Annotated in this window: 22 protein-coding genes; 15 read left to right on the top strand and 7 right to left on the bottom strand. The window is 59.1% G+C overall.

The window, feature by feature from the left end:
* Position 1: 1 nt before the first annotated feature.
* Complete coding sequence (locus tag KUV26_RS12040) at positions 2-325, bottom strand: Hpt domain-containing protein (RefSeq protein ID WP_222503644.1); 324 nt, start codon at positions 323-325, stop codon at positions 2-4.
* A 186-nt stretch (positions 326-511) separates the two neighbouring features.
* On the opposite strand from KUV26_RS12040, the gene KUV26_RS12035 reads away from it, so the two are divergent.
* On the top strand, positions 512-1,765 hold the full coding sequence (locus KUV26_RS12035; RefSeq protein WP_222503866.1) for a PP2C family protein-serine/threonine phosphatase: 1,254 nt from the start codon (positions 512-514) through the stop codon (positions 1,763-1,765).
* A 64-nt stretch (positions 1,766-1,829) separates the two neighbouring features.
* Here KUV26_RS12035 and KUV26_RS12030 read toward each other — a convergent pair whose 3' ends face one another.
* Complete coding sequence (locus tag KUV26_RS12030) at positions 1,830-2,285, bottom strand: NUDIX hydrolase (protein ID WP_222508498.1); 456 nt, start codon at positions 2,283-2,285, stop codon at positions 1,830-1,832.
* 77 nt (positions 2,286-2,362) lie between these two features.
* Here KUV26_RS12030 and KUV26_RS12025 point away from each other — a divergent pair, with 77 nt between their 5' ends.
* From KUV26_RS12025 to KUV26_RS11990, 8 genes are all read left to right on the top strand, one after another.
* Positions 2,363-3,349 carry an Hsp33 family molecular chaperone HslO gene (locus tag KUV26_RS12025; RefSeq protein WP_222508497.1) on the top strand — a complete coding sequence of 329 codons (987 nt, stop codon included), beginning with the start codon at positions 2,363-2,365 and terminating at the stop codon, positions 3,347-3,349.
* Complete coding sequence (locus tag KUV26_RS12020; RefSeq protein ID WP_222508496.1) at positions 3,324-3,959, top strand: CoA pyrophosphatase; 636 nt, start codon at positions 3,324-3,326, stop codon at positions 3,957-3,959. Before KUV26_RS12025 ends, KUV26_RS12020 begins: the two co-directional genes overlap by 26 nt.
* The gene (locus KUV26_RS12015; protein ID WP_222508495.1) at positions 3,950-5,101 is read left to right on the top strand and encodes a CCA tRNA nucleotidyltransferase; all 1,152 of its coding nucleotides are present in this window, start codon (positions 3,950-3,952) and stop codon (positions 5,099-5,101) included. The genes KUV26_RS12020 and KUV26_RS12015 overlap by 10 nt, the downstream gene beginning before the upstream one ends.
* Before the next feature lie 213 nt (positions 5,102-5,314).
* Positions 5,315-7,153, top strand: coding sequence for an ABC transporter ATP-binding protein (locus tag KUV26_RS12010; protein ID WP_222508494.1), 1,839 nt, complete (start codon positions 5,315-5,317; stop codon positions 7,151-7,153).
* Positions 7,150-8,997, top strand: coding sequence for an ABC transporter ATP-binding protein (locus tag KUV26_RS12005; RefSeq protein ID WP_222508493.1), 1,848 nt, complete (start codon positions 7,150-7,152; stop codon positions 8,995-8,997). Before KUV26_RS12010 ends, KUV26_RS12005 begins: the two co-directional genes overlap by 4 nt.
* 54 nt (positions 8,998-9,051) lie before the next feature.
* Positions 9,052-10,299 carry a class I SAM-dependent RNA methyltransferase gene (locus KUV26_RS12000; protein WP_222508492.1) on the top strand — a complete coding sequence of 416 codons (1,248 nt, stop codon included), beginning with the start codon at positions 9,052-9,054 and terminating at the stop codon, positions 10,297-10,299.
* Between the two features lies 1 nt (position 10,300).
* Positions 10,301-11,110 (top strand): ion transporter, encoded by an 810-nt coding sequence (locus KUV26_RS11995; protein WP_222508491.1) that lies wholly within the window; start codon positions 10,301-10,303, stop codon positions 11,108-11,110.
* A 65-nt stretch (positions 11,111-11,175) separates the two neighbouring features.
* Positions 11,176-11,703: a murein L,D-transpeptidase family protein gene (locus KUV26_RS11990; RefSeq protein WP_222503635.1), complete on the top strand. Its 528-nt coding sequence runs from the start codon at positions 11,176-11,178 to the stop codon at positions 11,701-11,703.
* A gap of 102 nt (positions 11,704-11,805) precedes the next feature.
* Here KUV26_RS11990 and KUV26_RS11985 read toward each other — a convergent pair whose 3' ends face one another.
* The gene (locus KUV26_RS11985; protein ID WP_222508490.1) at positions 11,806-12,288 is read right to left on the bottom strand and encodes a CAP domain-containing protein; all 483 of its coding nucleotides are present in this window, start codon (positions 12,286-12,288) and stop codon (positions 11,806-11,808) included.
* 170 nt (positions 12,289-12,458) lie between these two features.
* Between KUV26_RS11985 and KUV26_RS11980 the strand changes: the two genes are divergently transcribed.
* Both KUV26_RS11980 and KUV26_RS11975 read left to right on the top strand, forming a co-directional pair.
* Positions 12,459-13,076: a L,D-transpeptidase gene (locus KUV26_RS11980; RefSeq protein WP_222503865.1), complete on the top strand. Its 618-nt coding sequence runs from the start codon at positions 12,459-12,461 to the stop codon at positions 13,074-13,076.
* A gap of 138 nt (positions 13,077-13,214) precedes the next feature.
* On the top strand, positions 13,215-13,397 hold the full coding sequence (locus tag KUV26_RS11975; RefSeq protein WP_024092111.1) for a hypothetical protein: 183 nt from the start codon (positions 13,215-13,217) through the stop codon (positions 13,395-13,397).
* A 78-nt stretch (positions 13,398-13,475) separates the two neighbouring features.
* Here the strand turns inward: KUV26_RS11975 and KUV26_RS11970 are convergent, their stop codons facing one another.
* The 3 genes from KUV26_RS11970 to KUV26_RS11960 all read right to left on the bottom strand — a co-directional run bounded on the left by KUV26_RS11970 (position 13,476) and on the right by KUV26_RS11960 (position 18,543).
* Positions 13,476-16,484 carry an aminotransferase class III-fold pyridoxal phosphate-dependent enzyme gene (locus KUV26_RS11970; protein ID WP_222508489.1) on the bottom strand — a complete coding sequence of 1,003 codons (3,009 nt, stop codon included), beginning with the start codon at positions 16,482-16,484 and terminating at the stop codon, positions 13,476-13,478.
* A 70-nt stretch (positions 16,485-16,554) separates the two neighbouring features.
* Positions 16,555-17,616, bottom strand: coding sequence for a ferrochelatase (gene hemH / locus KUV26_RS11965; protein ID WP_222508488.1), 1,062 nt, complete (start codon positions 17,614-17,616; stop codon positions 16,555-16,557).
* A 105-nt stretch (positions 17,617-17,721) separates the two neighbouring features.
* Complete coding sequence (locus KUV26_RS11960) at positions 17,722-18,543, bottom strand: methyltransferase domain-containing protein (RefSeq protein ID WP_222508487.1); 822 nt, start codon at positions 18,541-18,543, stop codon at positions 17,722-17,724.
* Positions 18,544-18,556: 13 nt separating this feature from the next.
* Between KUV26_RS11960 and KUV26_RS11955 the strand changes: the two genes are divergently transcribed.
* The 4 genes from KUV26_RS11955 (at position 18,557) to KUV26_RS11940 (ending at position 20,911) form a co-directional block, all read left to right on the top strand.
* A complete protein-coding gene (locus KUV26_RS11955; RefSeq protein ID WP_222508486.1) occupies positions 18,557-19,285 on the top strand; it encodes a ComF family protein in 729 nt (242 codons plus the stop codon).
* Positions 19,286-19,367: 82 nt separating this feature from the next.
* The gene (grxC, locus tag KUV26_RS11950; RefSeq protein WP_222508485.1) at positions 19,368-19,625 is read left to right on the top strand and encodes a glutaredoxin 3; all 258 of its coding nucleotides are present in this window, start codon (positions 19,368-19,370) and stop codon (positions 19,623-19,625) included.
* Positions 19,626-19,640: 15 nt separating this feature from the next.
* Positions 19,641-20,471, top strand: a complete 831-nt coding sequence (locus tag KUV26_RS11945) for a carbon-nitrogen hydrolase family protein (RefSeq protein ID WP_222508484.1) — start codon at positions 19,641-19,643, stop codon at positions 20,469-20,471.
* Entirely contained in the window at positions 20,471-20,911 is a 441-nt protein-coding gene (locus KUV26_RS11940) for a MarR family winged helix-turn-helix transcriptional regulator (protein WP_222508483.1), read from the top strand. Before KUV26_RS11945 ends, KUV26_RS11940 begins: the two co-directional genes overlap by 1 nt.
* A 310-nt stretch (positions 20,912-21,221) precedes the next feature.
* Here the strand turns inward: KUV26_RS11940 and ubiG are convergent, their stop codons facing one another.
* The gene (ubiG, locus tag KUV26_RS11935; RefSeq protein WP_222508482.1) at positions 21,222-21,968 is read right to left on the bottom strand and encodes a bifunctional 2-polyprenyl-6-hydroxyphenol methylase/3-demethylubiquinol 3-O-methyltransferase UbiG; all 747 of its coding nucleotides are present in this window, start codon (positions 21,966-21,968) and stop codon (positions 21,222-21,224) included.
* Positions 21,969-21,994 lie beyond the last annotated feature (26 nt).

Below are 21,994 nucleotides of genomic sequence, written 5' to 3'. Positions count from 1 at the left end.
GTCAAAACTTCTCAGACAGTCCGGCCAGAAATGCGGACTTAGATGCCTGAAAGGTCGCGATGATGGCGGGGACGTCGACTCCCTCGGCTGCGCCCTGCGCGGAACGCCGTTCGCCATCCAGGCACATTGAAGAAAACTTCTCAAATCCAAGGTTGAGCGCGCTGCCTTTCAGAAAGTGCAGGTCCTGCTCCAGCTGGCCGCGCTCTCCGTCTTCCAGCTTGCCAATGACTTCCTCGACCTCTTCCAGAAAGATTTCAACAACTTCCCCGAAGTCCTCGGCACCTACTTCTTCGCGCAGCTCGGTCACGCGTGGCCAGTCAATCATGTGATACGTCCTTACGATCTTTCGATGTGCGCACTTCTTAAGTTGATTGCAGTAAAATTATGGTGAAATAAAGGAGGAAGCTCAAATTTTAGGCTTCACCGCCTGTTAAATCTCTGGACCGATAGTATCACAAGATCTTCTGATTTTGCCATTTGTGAGGTGCCTTCGGTGCTGCCAGAAAGTTCGATGGACGACGAGGACCAGACAGTGGCCGGATCAATACGCCGTGTACTGGTTGTGGACGACAGCCGCCTGCAAAGACGCATTCTTGTGGCCTCTCTCAAGAAGTGGGGATTCGAGGTTGTCGAGGCCGACAGCGGCGAAGCGGCTATGGAGATTTGCCGTGCCGAGACACCTGACCTCATTCTCAGCGATTGGATGATGCCGGGCATGAACGGGCTGGAATTTTGCCGCGCCTTTCGCGCGCGCGCCAGCGAAGATTACGGATACTTCATCCTGCTGACCTCCAAGAGCGAAAAGAATGAGGTGGCTGAAGGGCTTGACGCCGGCGCGGATGATTTTTTGACCAAGCCGGTAAGCTCTGATGAGCTGAGAGCGCGGATCTCCGCGGGAGAGCGCATCTTGCGGATGCAGCGGGAGCTTTCCGAGAAGAACCGGATTGTGTCTGAGACCCTGGGAGAATTGCAGAGGGTTTATGACGCAATCGACAAGGATCTGATCCAAGCCCGTAAGATTCAGGAATCGCTGGTGCCTGAATTGTCCAAGGAGTTTGGCTCTTCAACAGTCAGCCTGCTGCTGAAACCATGCGGCCATATCGGCGGCGATTTGGTTGGCATGTTTTCCCCTGGTGTCAATCGAATCGGCTTCTATTCGATTGATGTGTCCGGCCACGGCATCACCTCTGCGATGATGACGGCGCGGCTGGGGGGGTATCTGTCGTCCAATTATTTCGACCAGAACGTCGGGATGGAGAAACGGTTCAACCGGTTCTACGCTTTGCGCCAGCCGGAAGAGGTTGCCAGTCTTTTGAACGCGCGGCTGATTGCGGATACCGGCATCGAAGAATACTTCACCATGGCATATTGTATAGCCGACCTGCGCAGCGGGGTCGTCAAGATGGTGCAGGCGGGCCACCCACATCCGCTGCTGCTGCGCAAAAACGGTGAAATGGAATTCATTGGCAAGGGCGGCGTGCCGGTGGGGCTGGTGCCGGATATCGGCTACAGCCAGGAAGAATTCACAATGGAGCGGGGCGACCGCCTGCTTCTGTTTTCTGACGGGTTTACCGAAGCGCGGCTGGAGGACGGATCCATGCTGGAGCCGGAAGGCTTGCTTGATCTGGTCCAAAAATGCGGGCCGGAGCAGAGCGGCAAGGAGTTTCTTGACGATCTCTACTGGCACCTGACCCAGATCATGAGCAAGGAACATGGGCTGGAAGATGACGTCTCTGCCACCTTGTTCGAATACCAGGGGCCGTAGACTGCCTGCAGCGGCTGTCTTGTAACGTCCCGGCAATCGCCGGGTTATCTTATTTTTGTGGCTGCTACCGCGGGGGCTGCATGCGGGATGCCAGTTGGGCGGCGAAATGCCTGTCGCCGGCATTGCCCAGCCGGGCTGCGGCGTCCCGCGGAGATACCCAGAGCGGTTCATGGCCTTCTTCCGCTGGCGGGCCGATCCGGCGCAACGGGCGGGCCAAATAGATATGGCACAGCTTCTCGGCCCACAGATCATACTCCGGCATATAGGCAAACCGCCGGAATACACCCAGTTTGCGCGGGGCCGAAATTTTCCAGCCTGTTTCCTCATAAACCTCGCGATGCAGTGCTGGAATCGGAGATTCGCCCGGATCAATGCCTCCGCCGGGCAATTGCAGATCAGGGTCGGGATCATACTGACAGGTGATTAGCAGCTTGCCGTCGCGCGGCAGCAGAGCATAGGCGCCGGGGCGCATCCGGTATTGCTGGCCTTTTTCAGGCGAGTCGCCAAAACGTCTGATCACGGGCCGGCCCCTTCACTCTGGTGTCGTTTTTCCTATATAGCCCCGGTATGCCAATCCCCGGCGCGTAAGGAAACCCCATGACTCTTGGTTCGAAAATCGCGTGGGACGATACCGTCCTGCCCTTCCAGCTTGATGCATCGGATATGCGCGGCCGCGTTGCGCGGCTGGACGGCGTTCTGGATGGCATCCTGAAACAGCATGACTACCCGCCGGTCGTCGAAGCGCTGGTTGCGGAGATGGCGCTGCTGACCGCGCTGATTGGCCAGACGATCTCGTTGCGCTGGAAACTGTCGCTGCAGGTGCAATCCAAGGGGGCGGTGCGGATGATCGCAACCGATTACTACGCCCCGCAGAAAGAAGGCGAAATCGGGCGGATCCGCGCCTATGCCAGCTTTGACCGCGACCGGCTTTCCGACGGCAGCCCCTACGACCAGGTGGGGGAAGGCTATTTCGCCATTCTGATTGATCAGGGTAATGGTACACAGCCTTACCAAGGCATCACTCCGCTGTCCGGCAGCTCCCTGAGCGCCTGTGCCGAAGCCTACTTTGCCCAGTCCGAGCAGCTGCCGACCGTGTTCAAGCTGAGCTTTGGAAAATCGGCGGAACCCGGCGTTGCAGAGCATTGGCGGGCAGGCGGTGTCATGCTGCAAAGCATGCCGAAAGCCTCCCCCTTTGCAGCAAAGGAGGAAGGTTCAGGAGATGTCCTGCAGGCAAGTGACCTGGTGAACGGTGACGAGGAAGAAAACTGGAACCGGGCTACCACACTGCTGAACACGGTTGAGGAGCTGGAACTGATCGGTCCGTCTGTCACACCCACGCAACTGCTGATCCGATTGTTTCACGAGGAACAACCGCGTGTCTACGACACCCAGCCAGTGCGTTTTGGCTGCACCTGTTCCGAGGACCGTGTGCGGCAGAGCCTGTCAATCTATTCGGCCAAGGACATCGAGAAGATGACCACCGGCGATGGCCGGGTGACTGCGGATTGCCAGTTCTGCGGCGCGCATTATGACCTGGACCCTGCAACCGTGGGGTTCGATGCGGAAAACCCTCCCAGTGATTGACACTGTCCAGGAACTGACAGACCGGATTGCCGCCGCGTTGAAGCAACAGGGCGGCGGCTCATCCGATTTTGACTTGAATCCGGGTACTGTGCTGCCGGAAGGGCGCAAGCTGCGGCCTGCCGGCGTGCTGGTTCCGGTGACCATCGCATCCGGTTCGCCGCAGCTGATACTGACCAAACGTTCCTCCGCGCTAAAGCATCATCCAGGACAGATCGCCTTCCCCGGCGGCAAGGTGGACGCCACCGACAAGGACCCCTGTGCGGCGGCATTGCGCGAAGCCTGGGAGGAGATTGGACTGCCGCAGGATATGCCCGAGATTATCGGCTGCTTGCCGGAGCATGAAACTGTGACCGGATTTTCCGTGACCCCTGTCGTTGCCGTGATCCGGGACCGCTTTGATGAACGGCCCGAAGCGGGTGAAGTCGCCGAAGTGTTTTCAGTTCCGCTGGCGCATGTCTTTAAACTGGAAAACTACATCATCGAATCCCGCCGCTGGCGCGGTACCCGCCGCCGCTATTATACCGTTCCTTATGGCCCCTATTACATCTGGGGGGCAACCGCGCGGATGCTGCGCGGGCTGGCGGCACGGATGGAGGAACAATGCGGATAGATCAGCCATGGCTGAAAACCGAAGCAACTCAGGCTGTCTGCGCGGCGGTTGCGGCAGAGAATGCGCAAGTGTTTTTCGTCGGTGGTTGTGTTCGTAATGCGCTGCTGGGCGAGCCTGTCTCTGATCTCGACATTGCCACCGATGCGCTGCCGGAACAGGTGATGGAACTGGCCGCCCGCGCTGGTATCAACGCAGTGCCGACGGGCATAAATCACGGCACGGTGACACTGATAAAGAGTGGCATCCCGCATGAGATCACGACTTTCCGCAAAGATGTGGCCACGGATGGCCGCCGGGCAGTAGTTGCCTTTTCCACCGATGTAGCTGAGGACGCCCGGCGCCGGGATTTCACCATGAATGCCATCTATGCGCGTCCGGATGGGGAGGTCGTTGATCCGCTGGGTGGTATTACGGACCTTAACAAGCGCCGGGTGCGGTTCATCGGCAATGCGGAAAACCGCATCCGCGAGGATTACCTGCGCAGCATGCGTTACTTCCGCTTCCACGCCTGGTACGGCGACCAGTCACAGGGGTTCGATGCAGACGCGCTGGCTGCGATTGCGGCTAATCTGGATGGACTTGTCACCCTCTCAAAGGAACGTGTGGGGACTGAGCTCCTGAAACTGCTTTCCGCAGCTGATCCCGCACCTTCTATTGCGGCTATGCGACAAACGGGTGTTTTGGGGCGGATCCTGCCCAACTCAGATGACCGTGCCTTGGCGCTGCTGGTTCATTTGGAGGGCAACAGCCCTGTTTCCAGCATACGCCGCCTCGCCGCTCTGGGCGGGAGCGGCCAGCAGGAGGCTTTGCGTCTGAGCAAGGCGCAGGCGTCTCATCTGGCGGCAATCCGGACCGCTGCGGAAGGTACTGCCGGGGCAGGGGAGCTCGGTTACCGGCTTGGAGAAGAGCAGGCGCGCGATGCGATGCTGCTGCGTGCTGCGTTGCTCGAACAGCCGCTAACACCCTGTTTTGACGCTGATATCACCAAGGGAGCAAATGCCGTTTTTCCGGTGAAGGCCAGGGACCTTCTGCCGGGACTGAAGGGGCCGGCTCTGGGCACTGCCTTGAAAAAGCTTGAGGGTGATTGGATTGCCTCTGGCTTCTCTCTCAGCCGTGAGCAATTGCTGTCCAGTCTCCGCTGACAGCCGGTGTCAGCAGCTGTACAACCTTGGGGGGTGACAAGTCGCGAAATCTTGCGTACCCATAAGTCAGCCACCACATGACGGAGGAATGCTGATGTATTACGGGATCTGGTTTCACTAACGCCTGAGACCTCGCCCCGTTTGACGTGGGGGCCTTGGGCCGCCTGCTGTCTCATCTGCATTCCAAATTGCTCGAACCTCTGGAGCATCCGTATGTTTCGCTATTTTGAGAACCTCATTGACCCGTATTGCGCCTACCCGGAAACCAATACGCCGCCGACGCGGCTGTGGCCCTTTCTGCGCGACTATTCCAAGCCCTTCAGAACCATCTTTCTCCTGACCGCGCTGATGTCGGTGATTGTCGCTGGCATTGAAGTCGGGCTGATCTATTACATGGGCCGGGTCGTTGATCTTCTGTCGGGCACTCCGGCACAAGTTTGGAAAGATCACGGCACCGAATTGATCCTGGTCGCCTTGTTCATTCTGTTTCTGCGGCCGCTGATTCAGTTGCTGGACGTTGTGCTGCTGAACAACGCGATCCTGCCGAATTACGGAACTCTGATCCGCTGGCGCGCGCACAAACACGTTTTGCGCCAGTCGGTCGGCTGGTTTGAAAATGATTTTGCCGGCCGGATAGCCAACCGCATCATGCAGACCCCGCCGGCAGCGGGCGAGGTGATTTTCCAGGTCTTTGACGCTATCACCTTTTCGCTTGCCTATCTGGTTGGCGCAGCGGTGCTGCTGTGGGTTGCAGATGTGCGGCTGATGCTGCCGCTGGCGGTGTGGTTTGCACTTTATACGATGCTGGTGATGTGGACCGTCAGACGTGTCGGCCCTGCCAGTCAGGCATCGTCCGACGCGCGTTCGACCGTGACGGGGCGGGTGGTCGACAGCTACTCGAACATTCACTCGGTTAAGATGTTCGCTCATCACGACCGGGAACTGACCTATGCCAGGGACGCGATTGAGAACACCCGCAAGACGTTCCAGACGGAGATGCGCATTTTTACCATCATGGATGCCACGCTGGTCACGCTGAATGGCCTTCTGATCGTCGGCGTGGTCGGCTGGGCAGTGATGCTCTGGATGCAGGGAACGGCCTCGGTTGGTCTGGTCGCCGCGGCGACCGCGCTGACTCTGCGCCTGAACGCGATGACGGGATGGATCATGTGGGCGCTGACCTCCTTCTTCCGCCAGCTTGGGGTGGTGGCCGAGGGGATGGAGACCATCGCCCAGCCTATCGACCTGGTGGATGCTGGCAATGCGCAGCCTCTGAAGCTGACTAAGGGGGAGATCGAACTGCGCAGCCTTTCACATCACTATGGGCGAGAGGCTGGTGGGCTGGACAGGATCAGCCTGACTATCCGGCCTGGGGAAAAGGTGGGACTGATCGGGCGTTCAGGCGCGGGCAAGTCGACATTGGTAAAGCTGCTCCTGCGTTTTTACGACGCCGAGAGCGGCCAGATCCTGATTGACGGCCAGGATATCCGGACGGTCACGCAGGACAGCTTGCGCAGCAACATCGGTATGGTGCAACAGGACAGTGCGCTGATGCACCGCTCGGTGCGGGACAACCTTCTGTACGGACGTCCGGATGCAACCGAGAACCAGATGATCAGGGCCGCGAAACAGGCGCAGGCACATGACTTCATTCTTGACCTTGAGGATCCGCAAGGCCGCAAGGGGTATGATGCTCATGTGGGCGAACGCGGGGTGAAACTGTCCGGCGGGCAGCGCCAGCGGGTGACGCTTGCGCGGGTGATCCTGAAGGATGCGCCGATTCTGGTGCTGGATGAAGCCACTTCGGCGCTGGATTCCGAAGTGGAGGCGGCTATTCAGGAAACGCTGTATGGCATGATGCAGGGCAAGACGGTGATCGCCATCGCACATAGGCTGTCCACTATCGCGCAGATGGACCGTATCCTGGTGATGGATCAGGGCCGTATAGTTGAAGAAGGCACGCATGAGGTACTATTGCAGGCGCAGGGGCTTTATGCACAGCTCTGGGCGCGCCAGTCCGGCGGCTTCCTGAACATCGAGGCAGCAGAATGAACCTAGGCAACCTGATCGACGCCTTCCGCCCGGCTGAGGGCCCGCCGCCGCAGCGGCTGGGGGCCTTCCTGCGCTGGTGCCTGGCCGGCGCCTGGCCGATGCTTTTCCTGGCTGCGTCGTTTTCGGCGCTGGCCGGCGGGATGGAGGCGGGCACAGCCTTTATCCTGGGCATGGTGATCGACACCGCAATTGCCAGCGGGCCGGAGCAGTTCTTCTCCACGGGCAATGTCGCGGTAATCGCGCTGGCGCTGGGCTTCTTCCTGCTGGTGCGCCCGGTGCTGTTCGGCCTGTCTGCGGCCTCCAACGCGATTGTGGTTCAGCCTAACGTGAACCCGCTGGTGCTGTCACGGCTGAACCGCTGGACCCTGGGCCAGTCGGTGCGGTTTTTCGACGATGATTTTGCAGGACGGATCGCCCAGAAACAGATGCAAACGGCGACTGCCGTCACCTCCGTCACAACTGAAATGATCAATGTGGTGGCCTTTGCTCTGGCTTCCCTCGCGGGCTCTGTGGCTTTGTTAGGCTCGATTGACTGGCGCATCACCTGCGTGTTTCTTGTGTGGCTGGTAGCCTATTTTGCACTGATCCGCTGGTTCTTGCCGCGCATCCGCAAGCGGTCGGGAAAGCGGGCTGGAGCGCGGGCAATGGTGACTGGGCATGTGGTCGACTCGATCACCAACATCAAGACGGTCAAGCTGTTCGCCCATGCTGACCACGAGGAGCGCACCGCCCAGGACGCAATGGTGCAGTTCCGCGACAAGTCACTGCATTTCGGCTACCTCTCCGCCAGTTTCCGCTTCTGTCTGATGTGCCTGGCGGGTGTTCTGCCGGTGCTTCTGATCGGCGCGACGCTGTTTCTGTGGCAGTCGGGCAACGCGACCGAAGGTGACATCGTGGCGGCGGGCGCAGTCTCTATCCGTATTGCGCAGATGACCGGCTGGGTCAGCTTTACGCTGATGGCAATCTATTCCAACGTGGGAGAGATCGAAAACGGCATGAAGACTCTGTCGGTCTGCGACAGGGTTGAGGACGAGGCCGATGCCGAACCGCTGCAGGTCAGCGAAGGCGAAATCGTCTTTGATCAGGTGGAATTTGCCTACGGCCGAGATGTCGGCGGGGTGCAGGGGATCGACCTGACCATTCGTCCGGGCGAAAAACTCGGCATCGTCGGGGCGTCAGGGGCGGGCAAGTCCACACTCGTTTCGCTTCTGCTTAGGCTCTATGACGGTGAGAATGGCAATATCCTGATCGACGGTCAGGATATTGCCGCCGTCACACAGAACTCCCTGCGCAGCCAGATTGGCATGGTCACCCAGGAAACCGCAATGTTCAACCGGTCGGCGCGCGAGAACATTCTTTATGGGCGTCCGGACGCATCAGAAGCTGAACTGATTGCTGCTGCGAAAAAAGCCGAGGCGCATGAGTTTATCTCCGAACTGGAGGACGGGCAGGGCCGTCGCGGATATGATGCCTTTCTTGGCGAGCGGGGGGTGAAACTGTCGGGCGGGCAGCGGCAGCGGATTGCGCTGGCGCGCGCCATTTTAAAGAACGCGCCGATCCTGGTGCTGGACGAGGCCACTTCGGCACTGGATTCCGAGGTTGAGGCCGCGATCCAGGCGGCACTGCACCGGGTGATGGAAGGCAAGACGGTGCTTGCCATCGCGCACCGGCTGTCGACGCTCAGTGAGATGGACAGGATCATCGTGATGGACAAAGGCCGGATTGCTGAAAGCGGCAGTCATGATGAGCTGCTGGCCAAGGGCGGCCTCTATGCCTCATTCTGGGCGCGCCAGTCCGGCGGTTTCATATGCACTGATGATGAGCGGACAGCAGCAGCTGAATAATGACGCCGGCGCATTTTGCTTTTGCTGGCCTGATTGGCGGGGTAATGAGCCGTCATGACTGACGCAGCCAGAACCACAGCAACGATCAGCCGGCTCGGCCATCACGGTGATGGCGTGGCCGATGGTCCTCTTTTTGCCCCGCGCACCCTGCCTGGAGAGATTGTCAGCGGTGTTGCCGAAGGCAGTCATCTGACGCAAATCCGCATAGAGACACCCTCGGAACACCGGGTTCAGCCGCCCTGCCGCCACTACAGATCCTGCGGCGGCTGCCAGATGCAGCACGCCAGTGACGCATTTGTGGCCGAATGGAAGGCCGGTGTCGTGCGCAATGCACTGTCGGCGCAGGGGCTGGAAACAGACTTCCGCCCAATCCACACATCGCCGGCCCGTTCCCGCCGCCGTGCCACGCTGGCGGTACGGCGCACCAAGAAAGGCGCGATGGCTGGATTTCATGGCCGGGCGTCAGATGTGATTACTGAAATCCCGGATTGCCATTTGCTGGAGCCGGAGCTTTTGGCAGCGATCCCGGTAGCGGAGGCCCTTGCCGTGGCTGGGGCGAGCCGTAAAGCGCCGCTGGCGGTGACAATCACCACTTCGGATGCCGGTCTCGACATGCTGGTCCGTAACGGTAAACCGCTGGATGGGCCTTTGCGGATCGAATTGGCGCAACTGGCCGAAAGGCACCGGATCGCCAGGCTTACCTGGGAGGATGAGCCGGTGGCGATGGAGCAGCCGCCAGAACAGCCCTTTGGTCCGGCGAATGTCTGCCCGCCGCCCGGTGCCTTCCTGCAGGCAACCCGCGAAGGAGAAGCGGCTTTGCTGGCGGCTGTGCAGGAGATTACCAAAGGTGCCCGGCGTATCGTCGATCTGTTTGCCGGGTGCGGCACCTTCTCACTGCCACTAGCTCAAACGGCCGAGGTGCATGCCGTGGAGGGCGAGCGGGATATGGTGAAGGCCTTGGATGCCGGCTGGCGCAAGTCGAAAGGGTTGAAAAAAGTCAGCACGGAATACCGTGACCTGTTCCGCAACCCGTTGCTGCCGGAAGAGATCAATCCCTTTGGCGCGGCCTTTGAGGCTGCGGTGATTGACCCTCCCCGGGCCGGTGCGGAAGCGCAGATAAAGCAGCTGGCCAAGGCGCGCACGCCTGTTATCGCTTATGTTTCGTGCAACCCGGTAAGTTTTGCGCGGGATGCCAAGGTGCTGGTCGAAGCGGGTTACAGCCTTGACTGGGTTCAGGTTGTTGACCAGTTCCGCTGGTCGGCCCATACCGAGTTGGCCGCGCGATTTACTCTGAAAGACTGACATGACGGATACCCAAGTGATGACACCGACACACCGCCTGGAAGCCATTCTGGACAGCAGCCGCTTTGGCCGCTTCATCACCGCTGTCATTCTGGTCAACGCAGTTACCTTGGGGCTTGAGACTGCCCCTTCCGTGATGGAGAAGGCTGGCGGGCTTATTCACCTGATCGACAAAATTTGCCTGTCTATCTTTGTTGTTGAGATTCTGGCCAAGCTGCTGGTGCGGCGGTTGCGGTTTTTCCGGAGCGGCTGGAACGTGTTTGATTTCGTCATTGTCGGCATTGCGCTGGCACCCGGCACGCAAGGGTTCTCGGTCCTGCGTGCGTTGCGAATCCTGAGGGTTCTCCGGGTGATTTCGGTGGCACCGCGTCTGCGCCGGGTGGTTGAAGGCTTCATTACCGCCCTGCCCGGAATGGGGTCGGTCTTTCTGCTGATGGCGATCATCTTCTATATCGGCTCGGTCATTGCGACCAAGCTGTTCGGTCAGGACTTTCCCGAATGGTTCGGAGATCTGGGCCTCAGCGCGTATTCGCTGTTTCAGATCATGACGCTGGAAAGCTGGTCCATGGGCATCGTGCGCCCGGTCATGGAGGTGCATCCTTTTGCCTGGGCATTCTTCGTTCCATTCATCATGGTCACAACTTTTGCCGTAGTGAACCTTCTCGTCGGCTTGATCGTGAATTCGATGCAGGATGCGCACGGCGAGGAAGAAGGCCAGCGAACAGATGCCTACAGGGACGAGGTGCTCTCCCGGCTGGAAGCGATTGAACAGAAGATTTCGGGTCTGAACGCGCCAGACAGAAAATTGTGAATTTTCTTAAGACCAAATTCGCGGTATGGGCTGTATAGAGGCAAAATAACAAATACAGGCTCAAAATGGACAGAAGGGCATTTTTTATTGGTGCCACGGCAAGCCTTGCCCTGGCAGGATGCGGCACATCCGGCAGTACCGTTAGCAGGTTCAAATCATACGATGGCCCGCAGGTCACATCGATCGTGATCAACAAGGGCGCGCGCAAGCTGTATCTGATGCACAACGACGAGATCCTGCGGGAATACGAGGTCGACTTGGGCTTTGCGCCGCTTGGGGCAAAGCAGTTCGAAGGCGACGGGAAGACACCGGAAGGCACCTATGTAGTCAACCGGCGCAATCCGAACAGCCGCTATCACCTCTCTGTTGGCATTTCTTATCCGAACAGTCAGGACAAGGCCTATGCGGAGGCCAATGGCAAGCGGCCGGGGGGAGAGATCTTCATCCACGGGCAGCCGAACAACCCCAAGGAACGCAAGCGGGCGGACCGGGTCAGCGACTGGACCGCTGGCTGTATTGCCGTGTCCAACGAAGAAATCGAAGAGATTTACGCTATGGTACAGGACGGCACAGCCATCGCACTTAGGCCCTGATTAGAAACTGCGCCGGAAAAACGTAATCTTCCTGTACAAGAAAAAGCGCCGGTCAGGCCGGCGCTCCCTTACTTTTTTGAGTTTAGTGCTGCGTGCAGTGGCTTAGTTGGCCATCACCAGCGTCCACCAGATCTTGCCATTCGGTTCCTGAAACCAGGAGAACCCCATGTTCACAGCTTTGGGATCCAGGATTACCGCACGGGTAGCGGGTTTTTCGAGCCAGGCGGTCAGGGTCTGCTGCTCGTTTTCATAGGTTTCGGAGATGTTTTCTCCCAGCAGCGTGCCGGAATATCCTGCACGCGCCACGCGGTCCAGCGGCGACGAGCCGTCTGATCCGAAATGCCAGGGCCGGTTCTGTACCGACATATCGCGGGAATGGGTGGCGGCCGCAGCCGTCAGTTCAGCATTCAGCTGCACAGCCTGCGCTCCGGCAGCTTGACGCAGTGCGTTGACCGAGTCGAGCATCCGGAGTTGCACCTTGTCGTCATTCCTGATGCGGTAGGAGCCGCCGGATTCGGTCGAAGGCGTACAGGCCGCCACCACTGTAAGAACTGCAGCGGCTATCAGCAGAAAAACGCGATTCATAATGCTCTCTCGCTCCATCAGTTGCCGATGCATTTATCCTTCCTGTGGCAGCTGTGCAAATGGACCGGCAGAATTATGCAGACTTGCCCGCCGGATTGATTTGCGACTGCGGCTTTCCAGCCATAACATACACCAACTTTGGATCCTGAATGCGCAAGTTGGTAGATGTGATGTCCCGAAAACCTTTTGAAATCTTCAGCCGTCGGCAGTTCCTTGCCGGCAGTGCTGCCTTGATATCCTCTTCGGCCCTGGCTCAGGAAGACAGCGATCCGGCAGATCAGGCATTTGATCCTCTGCGCCCGCCGCCTGAGCCTGAGCCGCCCGTTCAGCGTAATATCTCCGCCTTCCGGTCCAAGTCCTGGCGCCCGTATTTCGACAATCTGCGCAACGGAGCGATTCTGGTCGATATCGACAGCCGGGCATTGCATTACTGGTCTGCGGATGAAAGCACTTACTTATTATTCCCGTCCTCGGTGCCTCTATCGGACGACCTGACACGCCGGGGCCGGACACAGGTGGTGCGCAAGGTGGAGGGGCCCAGCTGGGCGCCAACCCCCAACATGCGCAAGCGCAATCCTGAATGGCCGGCCTTTATACCGCCCGGTCCGGACAACCCGCTGGGAACGCATGCGCTGTATCTCAGCTGGAAGTACTACCGGATCCACGGAACCCACGATACGCGTAAAATCGGGCGCAAATCTTCGAACGGATGCATCGGTCTTTATAATGAGCACATCGCTGAGCTTTTCAGCCTGGCAAAAGTCGGCACACAGGTGTTGCTAATTTGACGACACACGGCAGGGCGCTAAGCTGTTAACTATAACAAGCAATTGCAATCCCGCGTTTTTGCTGGTTAGAAAAAAATACGAGGTAAGTCTTGGGTGCGCGGTTCAGATGTTTGATCCGCGCAAATTCTGGAGGTTAACATGAAAAAACTCGTTATCGCTGCTGCGCTGACCGCTGCTGCTTCGACCGCCACCGCTGGTAACCTGTCCGAGCCGGTTGTTGAACCGCCGGTCATCGTGGAAGAAGCTCAGGGCTCTTCCAGCGGCATCCTGCTGCCGCTGCTGCTGCTGGTTCTGGTTGGCGCAGCTGTTGCATCGAACTAATTTCGATACACGGTTACAGAAAAGGCGGTGGTTTCCCACCGCCTTTTTTGTTGCCTGAGACGGATGCGGGAAGGGCCGTCAGGCCGCTTCCACTTCCTGCAGAATGCTGTCCAATATTTCGACGATCATGTCGGTGTCCTCTGCCTCGATTGTGAGCGGCGGCCGGATTTTCAGAATATTGTCCTTGGGGCCTTCGCTGCCGATCAGTATGCGGTGATCCCGCATCCGGTTCTTGATGTAGGAACAGATCTCCGTGGCCTCCGAACCGTCCGCATTGACAAGTTCAAGCCCGAGAAACAGGCCCATGCCGCGGACATCGCCCACGCAGGTGTATTTCTGTTGCAGCATTTTCAGCCCGTTAATCAGCCGCACGCCCTGCCTGCGGGCATTGTCCTGCAGGCCCTCATCATCAACGATGTCCAGAACCTCCTTTCCGGTACGGCAGGAGAGAGTCGAGCCGCCGAAGGTGGAGAAAAACTCAATCCCGTTGTCGAAGCTCTCGGCAATCGCCTTGGTGGTCACGAGAACGCCCAAGGGGTGGCCGTTGCCGATCGGTTTCCCCATCACCACGATGTCAGGCATCGCTCCCTGGTGCTCAAATCCGAAATAAAATTCTCCAAGCCGACCCAGGCCGGTCTGTACCTCATCGGCAATGCAGACACCGCCTGCTGCACGAATCTTGTCATAAACAGCAGGCAAATAGCCCTTAGGAGGAATGATCTGGCCACCGACTGAAGGGAAGGTTTCAGCGATAAAACCTGCAATACCGTGCCCCTTCTCCTGAAGGCGCTGAATTGCAGAGTCCGCAAGATCAGCGAACTTTTGTGCCCGGTCAGGGTCGTCGCGGCGGAAAGAGCCGCGGTAGTCATCCGCAACTTCGATCAGTTCAACCCAATCTGCCTGCCCGATCCCGCCCGGCTTTTTGAACTTGTATGCAGAGATGCTCATCGCGCCGGTGGTGTTGCCGTGATAGCCGTGATCAGGCGTCACCATGCCCTTGGCGCCTGTGTGGGCGCGGGCGAGGCGGAGAGCAAGTTCATTGGCTTCGGTGCCGGAGTTCACGAAGAAGCATACCTCGAAATGATCTGGAAGCTTGGACAGAAGCTTGTCGGCAAAGGCGGTCTGCGCCGGGTGCAGATAGCGGGTGTTTGAGTTCACCCGTTTCAGCTGGTCAGCCGCGACAGCATGGATACGCGGATGGGCGTGACCGACGTGAGGCACGTTATTATAGGCATCCAGGTAAGGCCGGCCCCATTCGTCGAACAGATGGTGCCTCCAGCCGCGCATCAGCATCACCGGGTCATTATAGGTAAGGCTGAGGTTTCCCCCGAAATGGGCACGGCGGCCGGCCAGCACGTCTTCCTTTCTGGTTGGGGCGTACTCGACTTTGCCGTCCGGGAGGTTCAGCAGCGCTGCCGGGTTCGGGCAGAGCGCACGCCAAAGATACATATCGTCCGGATCCCCGACTCCAGGCCAATCTGTTTCAATCCCTTCGGTGGTCAGTGCCAGCTGGAAATGCACATGCGGGGCCCAGCCGCCGTTCTGTCCCGGAGCTCCCAGACGGCAGAATTCCTCGCCCTTCTCCACGGTGTCGCCGGGTTTCAAGCGGTCGAGGATTTCCGGGTCTAGATGGCCGTAGAGAGTAAAGAACGAATCCCCCTCCGGCGTTTCGTGCTTCAGGATGATCACGCCGCCGTAATCAAGATGACCGTCCCGGTACTCGACCGCGAAAACCTCGCCGCACAAGGGAGCAAACACCGGTGTGCCCGCAGGAGCAAAGGCGTCCACTGCCAGATGCACGGTGCGCCTGTTGCTGGCTTTCCAGGGCCCCTTGCGGAAAGCTGCATCCGTGTAGATCAGCCGCGGCTCGTGGTAGTAGCCCAGCCAGACGCGGCCATTGTCCTCGAACTCCTCGCCGACCTTGGCGGCTTCCTCCAGCGGCATGTGAAAGGGGTTTTGCGGCCAGGCGGAGTGCTCCACCGACAGCGAACCCAATGGAGCATCTGCCAGGTCCTGCCCCATCAGAGGGGCGAAGCTGCCGCGTTCCTGCTCAAGCCAGGCCAGCACCCGGTCTGCACCGTCCACAACCGGCAGGCTGCACGCCGCGCGCAGCCGGGCTGTCAGCAGGCCGCCATGCAGCGTATTGCCTTCCAGGAACCGCCAGGCCGGGGCTTGCGAGATTGTGACATAGGGATCATCCGGATTGTCCGCCGCCATCATGGTGGAATTCACTACGCTGACAGCCAGCCGCGCGCGCAACAGCGGCCAGATTATGTCCACTTCCGCCGGGGTCAGCGGATAGGCCTCGTGGTAGCCGGCTACCAATGCCGCGAGAGCGGTCTCCGGTTCTGGATGGTCCAGCACGATATAGGCCGCGGCAATCGCCAGGTCGCAGACCCTTGGCGCGGCGCACATATCGCCCAGATCGATGAGGCCCGAGACCCTGCGGGTTTCGCCCAGTTCTCCCGTAACCATGATATTGTAGTCATTGGCATCATTGTGGATTGCCTGCTTAGGCAGCTCCGCCAAAACAGATTCTAATTTGGCGAAATCTTCGGAAATCCCTTCAAGGGTCGCACGGCGCGCGGGATCGCTGATGCAGGACAGCTGATCCCTGATCCAGCCAGCGCGCATCAGGTCCCATTTGAAATCGCGCTTCAGTCCCTCGTGCCGGAAGTCGGCCAGCACCTTGGCCGAGCCGCCAAGAACCTGTCCAACCTCGTGGATTAGAGCATCGCTTTTGGGCTCAGCCTTGGCATAGCAGCGCCCTGGAAGCTGGTTCACCAGCCAGACCAGCCGGTCCTGGCCGTCTTCATCGGGAAGCGTGAGAAGCGACTCCCCGGCAGTTGAGGGTATCACGCGCGGGCAAGGAAACTCTGGCTCGTTAGAGGCAATGTGCTCTAATGCCTTTACCTGCATATCAACCAGCCATTTTTCGCAGCCTGGGCGCATTGCCTTCAGAATATATCCTTGGTCACCATTGTCTTTGGCGAGAAAATTGAGGTCGTACTCCCCATCCAGGCGGCTCAATTCCGCGTCGATGCCCCAATGCTCCCGCAGGGCAGCGGACCAATGTGCAAACGTCATCCAATATCTCCCCGTTTTCCGGCAGGTCCGGAAATTGAATATTGGATACTTTTTGGACTGAGAGGGTCGGTTAGTCCAGCCAGCCCTTAAGGTTTTCCTCCACCACGCCCGCCAGGGCCGCAATGTGATCGTCATCGTCATTGAGGCACGGGATATAAAGAAAGCCTTCACCGCCTGCGTGCTCGAAGCTCTCGCGGATCTCTTCGTTGATTTCTTCCAGCGTCTCGATGCAGTCAGCGGAGAAGGCCGGCGCGATCACTGCGATGTTCTTCTTGCCCTTCCTGGCAAGCGAGGCGACGTGATCCACGGTGTAGGGCTTCAGCCATTCCTCAGGTCCGAACACCGACTGGAAGGTCGAGGTGATCTGGGTGTCGTCCCAGCCTAACCGTTCCTTCAGCAGGCGAGTCGTTTTCTGGCACTGGCAATGATAGGGATCGCCCTGCATCAGATACCGTTGCGGCATCCCGTGATAGGACACCACCAGGATTTCCGGGCACTTTTCTGCCTTGGCATAGGCTTCTTTCACCGACCGCGCCAATGAGTCGATATAGGCGGGCTGATCGAAATAGGGTGCGATCGTGCGGGCGGCGGGCTGCCATGGTTCCTCCATCAGGGCACGGAAGAACTGGTCGTTGGCGGTGCCGGACGTTGCGCCGGCATATTGCGGGTAAAGCGGCACGAACAGGATCTTCTGACAGCCGGCCGCTACCATCTGGCGTACTTTGGATTTGGTCGAGGGGTTGCCGTAGCGCATGCAGAAATCGACCATCACCTTATCGCCGTACCGCTCTTTCATCACCGCGGCCATCTTGTCGGTCTGGTCCTTGGTGATGGTCATCAATGGGCTTTCGCCCTTGTCATGGTTCCAGATCGATTTATAGGCCGCTCCGGACGAGAACGGGCGTTTGGTCAGGATGACAAGTTGGAGCAGCGGCTGCCATTTCCACGACGGGTAGTCGATCACCCGTTTATCAGACAGGAACTCATTCAGATACCTGCGCATAGGCCAGTAGGAGTAATCGTCCGGTGTGCCGAGGTTGGCAAGCAGGATGCCGACCTTTCCTGCCGGGATCTTTGGGTGATCTGCAGGGGCATGGGCAGGGCATTTGGCGGTCCGGGCGGCGTCCAGCATGGGCAGGTCCTGTGGGGCTGAGAATTCGATGACTGGCGGGAACGTACTGTTTTTACGTGCAGAAGGCCAATTGGATCATATTGGCGCAGAGATAGCAGAAGCTTATCACGGCTTGAGCTTGGTTTCCGGCACCTTCAACGCATCGGCAAGCCGCATCTGAGCAGAGCCGGGGCGCAGTGGCTTCTGCTGGCTGTCCGACGGCGACCAGCCGGTGAGGCAGACCAATTCGAAGGTGGCGGGCAACCGGCCGTCTGATGTGGCGAAATGCTCCCGGTAGATGTGATCGGCCAGCTGGAACAGGGCTCGCGGCACCGGGCGTTTCAGGCGCTGGGCGAGCGCGTTGGTTTCTCCCATGCCTCGCAAGTCGTGAACCAGGTGAGGAAGGTCGCGGTACTCGGCGGTCACCGGTATCAGGTCGGCGACAGGCAAGGCAAAACCAGCGCGCTGGAGCAATCCGCCTAGATCGCGGATTTCGCCCATCGGGGCAATCCGCGGGGACAGGCCGCCCAGCACAACTGTCTCCGCCTCGGCCAAGGCAGTGCGCAGCTCGTGCAGAGTCTGTCCGCCCAGCAGGATAACCAGCAGCAGCCCGTCTTCCTTCAGAGCGCGGCGGCATTGAACCAGCTGTCCAACCGGATCATTGGCCCAGTGCAGGCACATGGCGTGGATCACAACATCATGCGCGCCTTCAGCCAGTTCGAGCACATCTTCGTCCGCAACGATTTTCGCCTCGGGTTGAAATCCATTCCAGACCTCAGGGAAAGGGCAAACCACCGCTGGAGATGTAAAGGTTCTGTTAACCAAGCTCAGGCGATCCTCTGCTTCGCCCCGTGCCATTTGGTGCAGGAACAGAGCGTCCAGCTGCCGGCGGGCGCGGCGGGCTGCGAGGGTGCGGCGGTCGAATAGCTGCATGGGTGCTTGTGTCATGGGGGCTATTTAGATGCTGACGGCCCGGATTCAAACTGCTGTTTCTCTTATCTATCCGGCGCAATGCCTTGGTTGCGGCGGGCTGGTCGGCAGTGATTTCGGCCTTTGCGCCGCCTGCTGGGCAGATATGCACTTTATCAGCGGCACGGTGTGCGAAGGCTGTGGTGTTCCGGTGGCAGGGGAGGCAGACGGGTTCCGCTTGGAATGCGACAGTTGCCTTCGGCATCCGAGGCCATGGAGCCAAGGGCGGTCCGCACTGATCTACGGGGGGCAGGGGCGTAAGCTGGTGCTTGCCCTGAAGCATGGGGACCGTACTGAGGTTGCCTGGACCGCTGGCGGCTGGCTGCAAAGAGCGGCAGGGAAGTTGCTGGAAGGTGACCCGATCGTTTGTCCGGTGCCATTGCATTGGACCCGTTTGCTCAAGCGTAAATACAACCAATCCGCCTTGTTGTCCGGGGCTCTGGCGCAGCGCAGCGGCCTGGAGCATATTCCTGACCTTTTGGGGCGTTCCCGGAGAACACCTCCGCTGGAGGGAAAAACGAGGGATCAGCGCTACCGGCTATTGGGGGCAGCCATCACCGCGAAGCCTCGCCGGAAGGACAGAATCAAGGACCGGATTGTGCTGATTGTAGACGATGTGATGACGTCTGGCGCAACGCTCAGTGCCTGTGCCGATGCCTGTCTGCAGGCAGGTGTGTCCGAGGTGCGGGTGGCGGTGCTGGCCCGGGTCACGCAAACGTGAGGCTGCCCGGCTGCCTCTGGCAATTGTTGCAATGAATGCCCAATTCCTCCACAACCTTCGAAACCAGAACATGGGGTCCTGAATGAAACCGGTCGAAATCTATACCTCGCCTCTGTGCGGCTATTGCCATGCGGCCAAGCGGCTGCTGAACCAGAAGGGCGTGGCTTTTTCGGAAGTCAATGTGCTGGAAGAGCCGGAGCGCAAGGCGGAGATGATACAGCGTGCGAACGGTGGCCGCACAGTGCCGCAGATATTTATCGGCGAGATCCATGTCGGCGGATGTGACGACCTTTTTGCGCTGGAGCAGGCGGGCAAACTTGACCCGCTTCTGGCGGCCTGACCCCGGAGAGATTTAATGCGCTCAGCTCTGCTTCAGATGACCTCCTCCGATATTCCCGCTGAAAATCTGGAAACGGTGAAAGCAATGATGGCGGAGGCGGTGCGCGGCGGGGCCGGTTTCGTTCTGACGCCTGAGGTCACCAACTGCCTATCCGGAAGCAGGACGCATCAGAACGGTGTGCTTTGCCATGAAGAAGACGACCCGACACTGGCGGCCTTGCAGGAGGAAGCGGCCAAGCATGGGGTGTGGCTTCTGCTGGGCTCGCTGGGAATCAAGACACATGACGATGACGGCCGTTTTGCCAACCGGCAGTTCCTGATCAGCCCAAACGGCGAGATCACAGCCCGCTATGACAAGATCCACATGTTCGACGTGGAAGTGACGCCTGAGGAGACCTATCGCGAATCCGATGGCTACCGGCCTGGAACCAAGGCAGTTGTTGCTAATTCACCCTTCGCCAAAATTGGCATGACCATCTGCTATGACGTGCGCTTCCCGCATCTGCATCGGGCGCTAGCAAAGGGCGGCGCAGAGATTATCACCGCACCTGCTGCGTTTTCCTATGTCACGGGGGCCGCGCATTGGCATTCCTTGCTGCGTGCCCGGGCCATCGAGACCGGCTGTTTCGTGTTGGCGCCGGCGCAAACCGGAAAACATCCGGCGTCCCGCGGCCCGAGCCGCAAGACCTATGGCCATTCACTGGCTGTTGCCCCCTGGGGCGAGGTTCTGGCTGATGCGGGTCAGGAGCCAGGCGTGACATTCGTTGATCTCGACGTGGAAAAAGTGGCAGAAGCACGCAAGCGCGTGCCTTCGCTGACCCACGACCGGGAGTTTGACGGACCCTGATGGACGAGACCCATTCCTTGGCAGTATCGCTGTTCAGCGAGATATTGATGGCTGACCAGCTGGCCCGGTCACGCCTTAGCAAAGTGTTGCCAAAAGGAATGGAGTTGTCTCATTTCTCGGTCCTGAACCATTTGGCGCGCGCTGGCCTGGAGCGCTCTCCCGCACAGCTGGCAAAGGCTTTTCACGTGACGCGCGGAGCAATGACGAACACGCTGAATAAGCTGGAAGTGGCGGGTTACATCCACGTCCGCCCGGACTGGGATGACGCTCGGCGCAAGATGGTTGCGATCAGCCCCGCAGGTAAGCAGGCGCGGGATGCGGCGTTGGCAGGGATCATTCCGATGATATCGGAAGTTGTGGAAGAATTGGGCAGCGACCGGGTCAGGGCCACATTGCCGATCCTGCGGGAGCTTCGCGGCAAACTGGAAGAAAGCGGCTGAACCCAAAGATTAAGTTGCCCAAGTGCTTCTTACTGGCATTTAAATAAAGAAAGACGCCCGCAAGCAGGCGCCTTTCTTCCCCATCAGTCCGTGAGTGGCGTTTCCCGTAACCTTTGGGCAAATCCACCAGTTTTGAGATTGGCAAGCATTCACTTGGTTTAAGTGCACTCACCCCAATTCGCGAAGCGCAAACAGTCCGCAATCGCAATCTGACGGTAGCAAGCGGGGCGCGGGCAAAAAAGTGTGCAAAAGGATAACCGCATATCCTTTCGTATAGGACGCAAGCGAAAGGGCGGGGTTGAAGGCGCCTTCAGACGGATTTCACGCTGGCGGTCACATAGTTGACCGACAGATCCCGTTCCGAGATAGACCAGTTCCAGGTGATCGGGTTGAATAAGAACCCCTTGCGGTCCACCGGCTTCAGACCGGCCTTTTGTAACAGTTCAAACAATTCATCCGGCGTGATGAATTTGGACCATTCATGGGTGCCGCGCGGCAGCCAGCGCATGATCACTTCGGCCCCGACAATCGCCATGGCAAAGCTCTTGGGGTTGCGGTTGATTGTCGAGCAGATTTCCAGGCCGCCGGGTTTCAGAAGTTCCTTGGTGGCAGTCAGATAACTCAGCGGGTCGGCGACATGTTCCACTACTTCCATGTTCAGCACCACGTCGAATTGCTCACCGGCTTCAGCCAGCGCCTCGGCGGTGGTGTGGCGGTAGTCGATATCGAGCCCCGATTGTTCGGCGTGAATGCGGGCGACTGGCAGATTTCCCCCGGCAGCATCGGCGCCGACCACGGTAGCGCCCAGCCGTGCCATCGGCTCGCTCAGCAGGCCGCCCCCGCAGCCGATATCCAAGAGCCTCAGTCCTTCGAATGGGCGCTGTGACGTGAGGTCGCGGCCGAATTCGCCGGCGATCTGGCTGGTAATGTAGTCGAGACGGCAAGGGTTCAGCATATGCAAGGGCTTGAACTTGCCGTTCGGATCCCACCACTCCGCTGCCATCGCCTCGAATTTGGCAATTTCCGCAGGGTCGACCGTGGACTGAGGCGCTTGCATTCCTGTCTCCGTGTGCTCTTTTGTAG

Source organism: Leisingera daeponensis (assembly GCF_019801465.1).
GTDB classification, from domain to species: Bacteria; Pseudomonadota; Alphaproteobacteria; order Rhodobacterales; family Rhodobacteraceae; genus Leisingera; species Leisingera daeponensis_A.
Note: the sequence above shows the minus strand (reverse complement) of the source record. Positions and strands in the feature narration are given on the sequence as shown.

Coding starts and splice junctions, on each gene's coding strand:
- KUV26_RS12040 (WP_222503644.1), bottom strand. CDS start 325: ATGATTGACTGGCCACGCGTGACCGAGCTGCGCGAAGAAGTAGGTGCC.
- KUV26_RS12035 (WP_222503866.1), top strand. CDS start 512: ATGGACGACGAGGACCAGACAGTGGCCGGATCAATACGCCGTGTACTG.
- KUV26_RS12025 (WP_222508497.1), top strand. CDS start 2,363: ATGACTCTTGGTTCGAAAATCGCGTGGGACGATACCGTCCTGCCCTTC.
- KUV26_RS12020 (WP_222508496.1), top strand. CDS start 3,324: ATGCGGAAAACCCTCCCAGTGATTGACACTGTCCAGGAACTGACAGAC.
- KUV26_RS12015 (WP_222508495.1), top strand. CDS start 3,950: ATGCGGATAGATCAGCCATGGCTGAAAACCGAAGCAACTCAGGCTGTC.
- KUV26_RS12010 (WP_222508494.1), top strand. CDS start 5,315: ATGTTTCGCTATTTTGAGAACCTCATTGACCCGTATTGCGCCTACCCG.
- KUV26_RS12005 (WP_222508493.1), top strand. CDS start 7,150: ATGAACCTAGGCAACCTGATCGACGCCTTCCGCCCGGCTGAGGGCCCG.
- KUV26_RS12000 (WP_222508492.1), top strand. CDS start 9,052: ATGACTGACGCAGCCAGAACCACAGCAACGATCAGCCGGCTCGGCCAT.
- KUV26_RS11995 (WP_222508491.1), top strand. CDS start 10,301: ATGACGGATACCCAAGTGATGACACCGACACACCGCCTGGAAGCCATT.
- KUV26_RS11990 (WP_222503635.1), top strand. CDS start 11,176: ATGGACAGAAGGGCATTTTTTATTGGTGCCACGGCAAGCCTTGCCCTG.
- KUV26_RS11985 (WP_222508490.1), bottom strand. CDS start 12,288: ATGAATCGCGTTTTTCTGCTGATAGCCGCTGCAGTTCTTACAGTGGTG.
- KUV26_RS11980 (WP_222503865.1), top strand. CDS start 12,459: ATGTCCCGAAAACCTTTTGAAATCTTCAGCCGTCGGCAGTTCCTTGCC.
- KUV26_RS11975 (WP_024092111.1), top strand. CDS start 13,215: ATGAAAAAACTCGTTATCGCTGCTGCGCTGACCGCTGCTGCTTCGACC.
- KUV26_RS11970 (WP_222508489.1), bottom strand. CDS start 16,484: ATGACGTTTGCACATTGGTCCGCTGCCCTGCGGGAGCATTGGGGCATC.
- hemH (WP_222508488.1), bottom strand. CDS start 17,616: ATGCTGGACGCCGCCCGGACCGCCAAATGCCCTGCCCATGCCCCTGCA.
- KUV26_RS11960 (WP_222508487.1), bottom strand. CDS start 18,543: ATGACACAAGCACCCATGCAGCTATTCGACCGCCGCACCCTCGCAGCC.
- KUV26_RS11955 (WP_222508486.1), top strand. CDS start 18,557: ATGCTGACGGCCCGGATTCAAACTGCTGTTTCTCTTATCTATCCGGCG.
- grxC (WP_222508485.1), top strand. CDS start 19,368: ATGAAACCGGTCGAAATCTATACCTCGCCTCTGTGCGGCTATTGCCAT.
- KUV26_RS11945 (WP_222508484.1), top strand. CDS start 19,641: ATGCGCTCAGCTCTGCTTCAGATGACCTCCTCCGATATTCCCGCTGAA.
- KUV26_RS11940 (WP_222508483.1), top strand. CDS start 20,471: ATGGACGAGACCCATTCCTTGGCAGTATCGCTGTTCAGCGAGATATTG.
- ubiG (WP_222508482.1), bottom strand. CDS start 21,968: ATGCAAGCGCCTCAGTCCACGGTCGACCCTGCGGAAATTGCCAAATTC.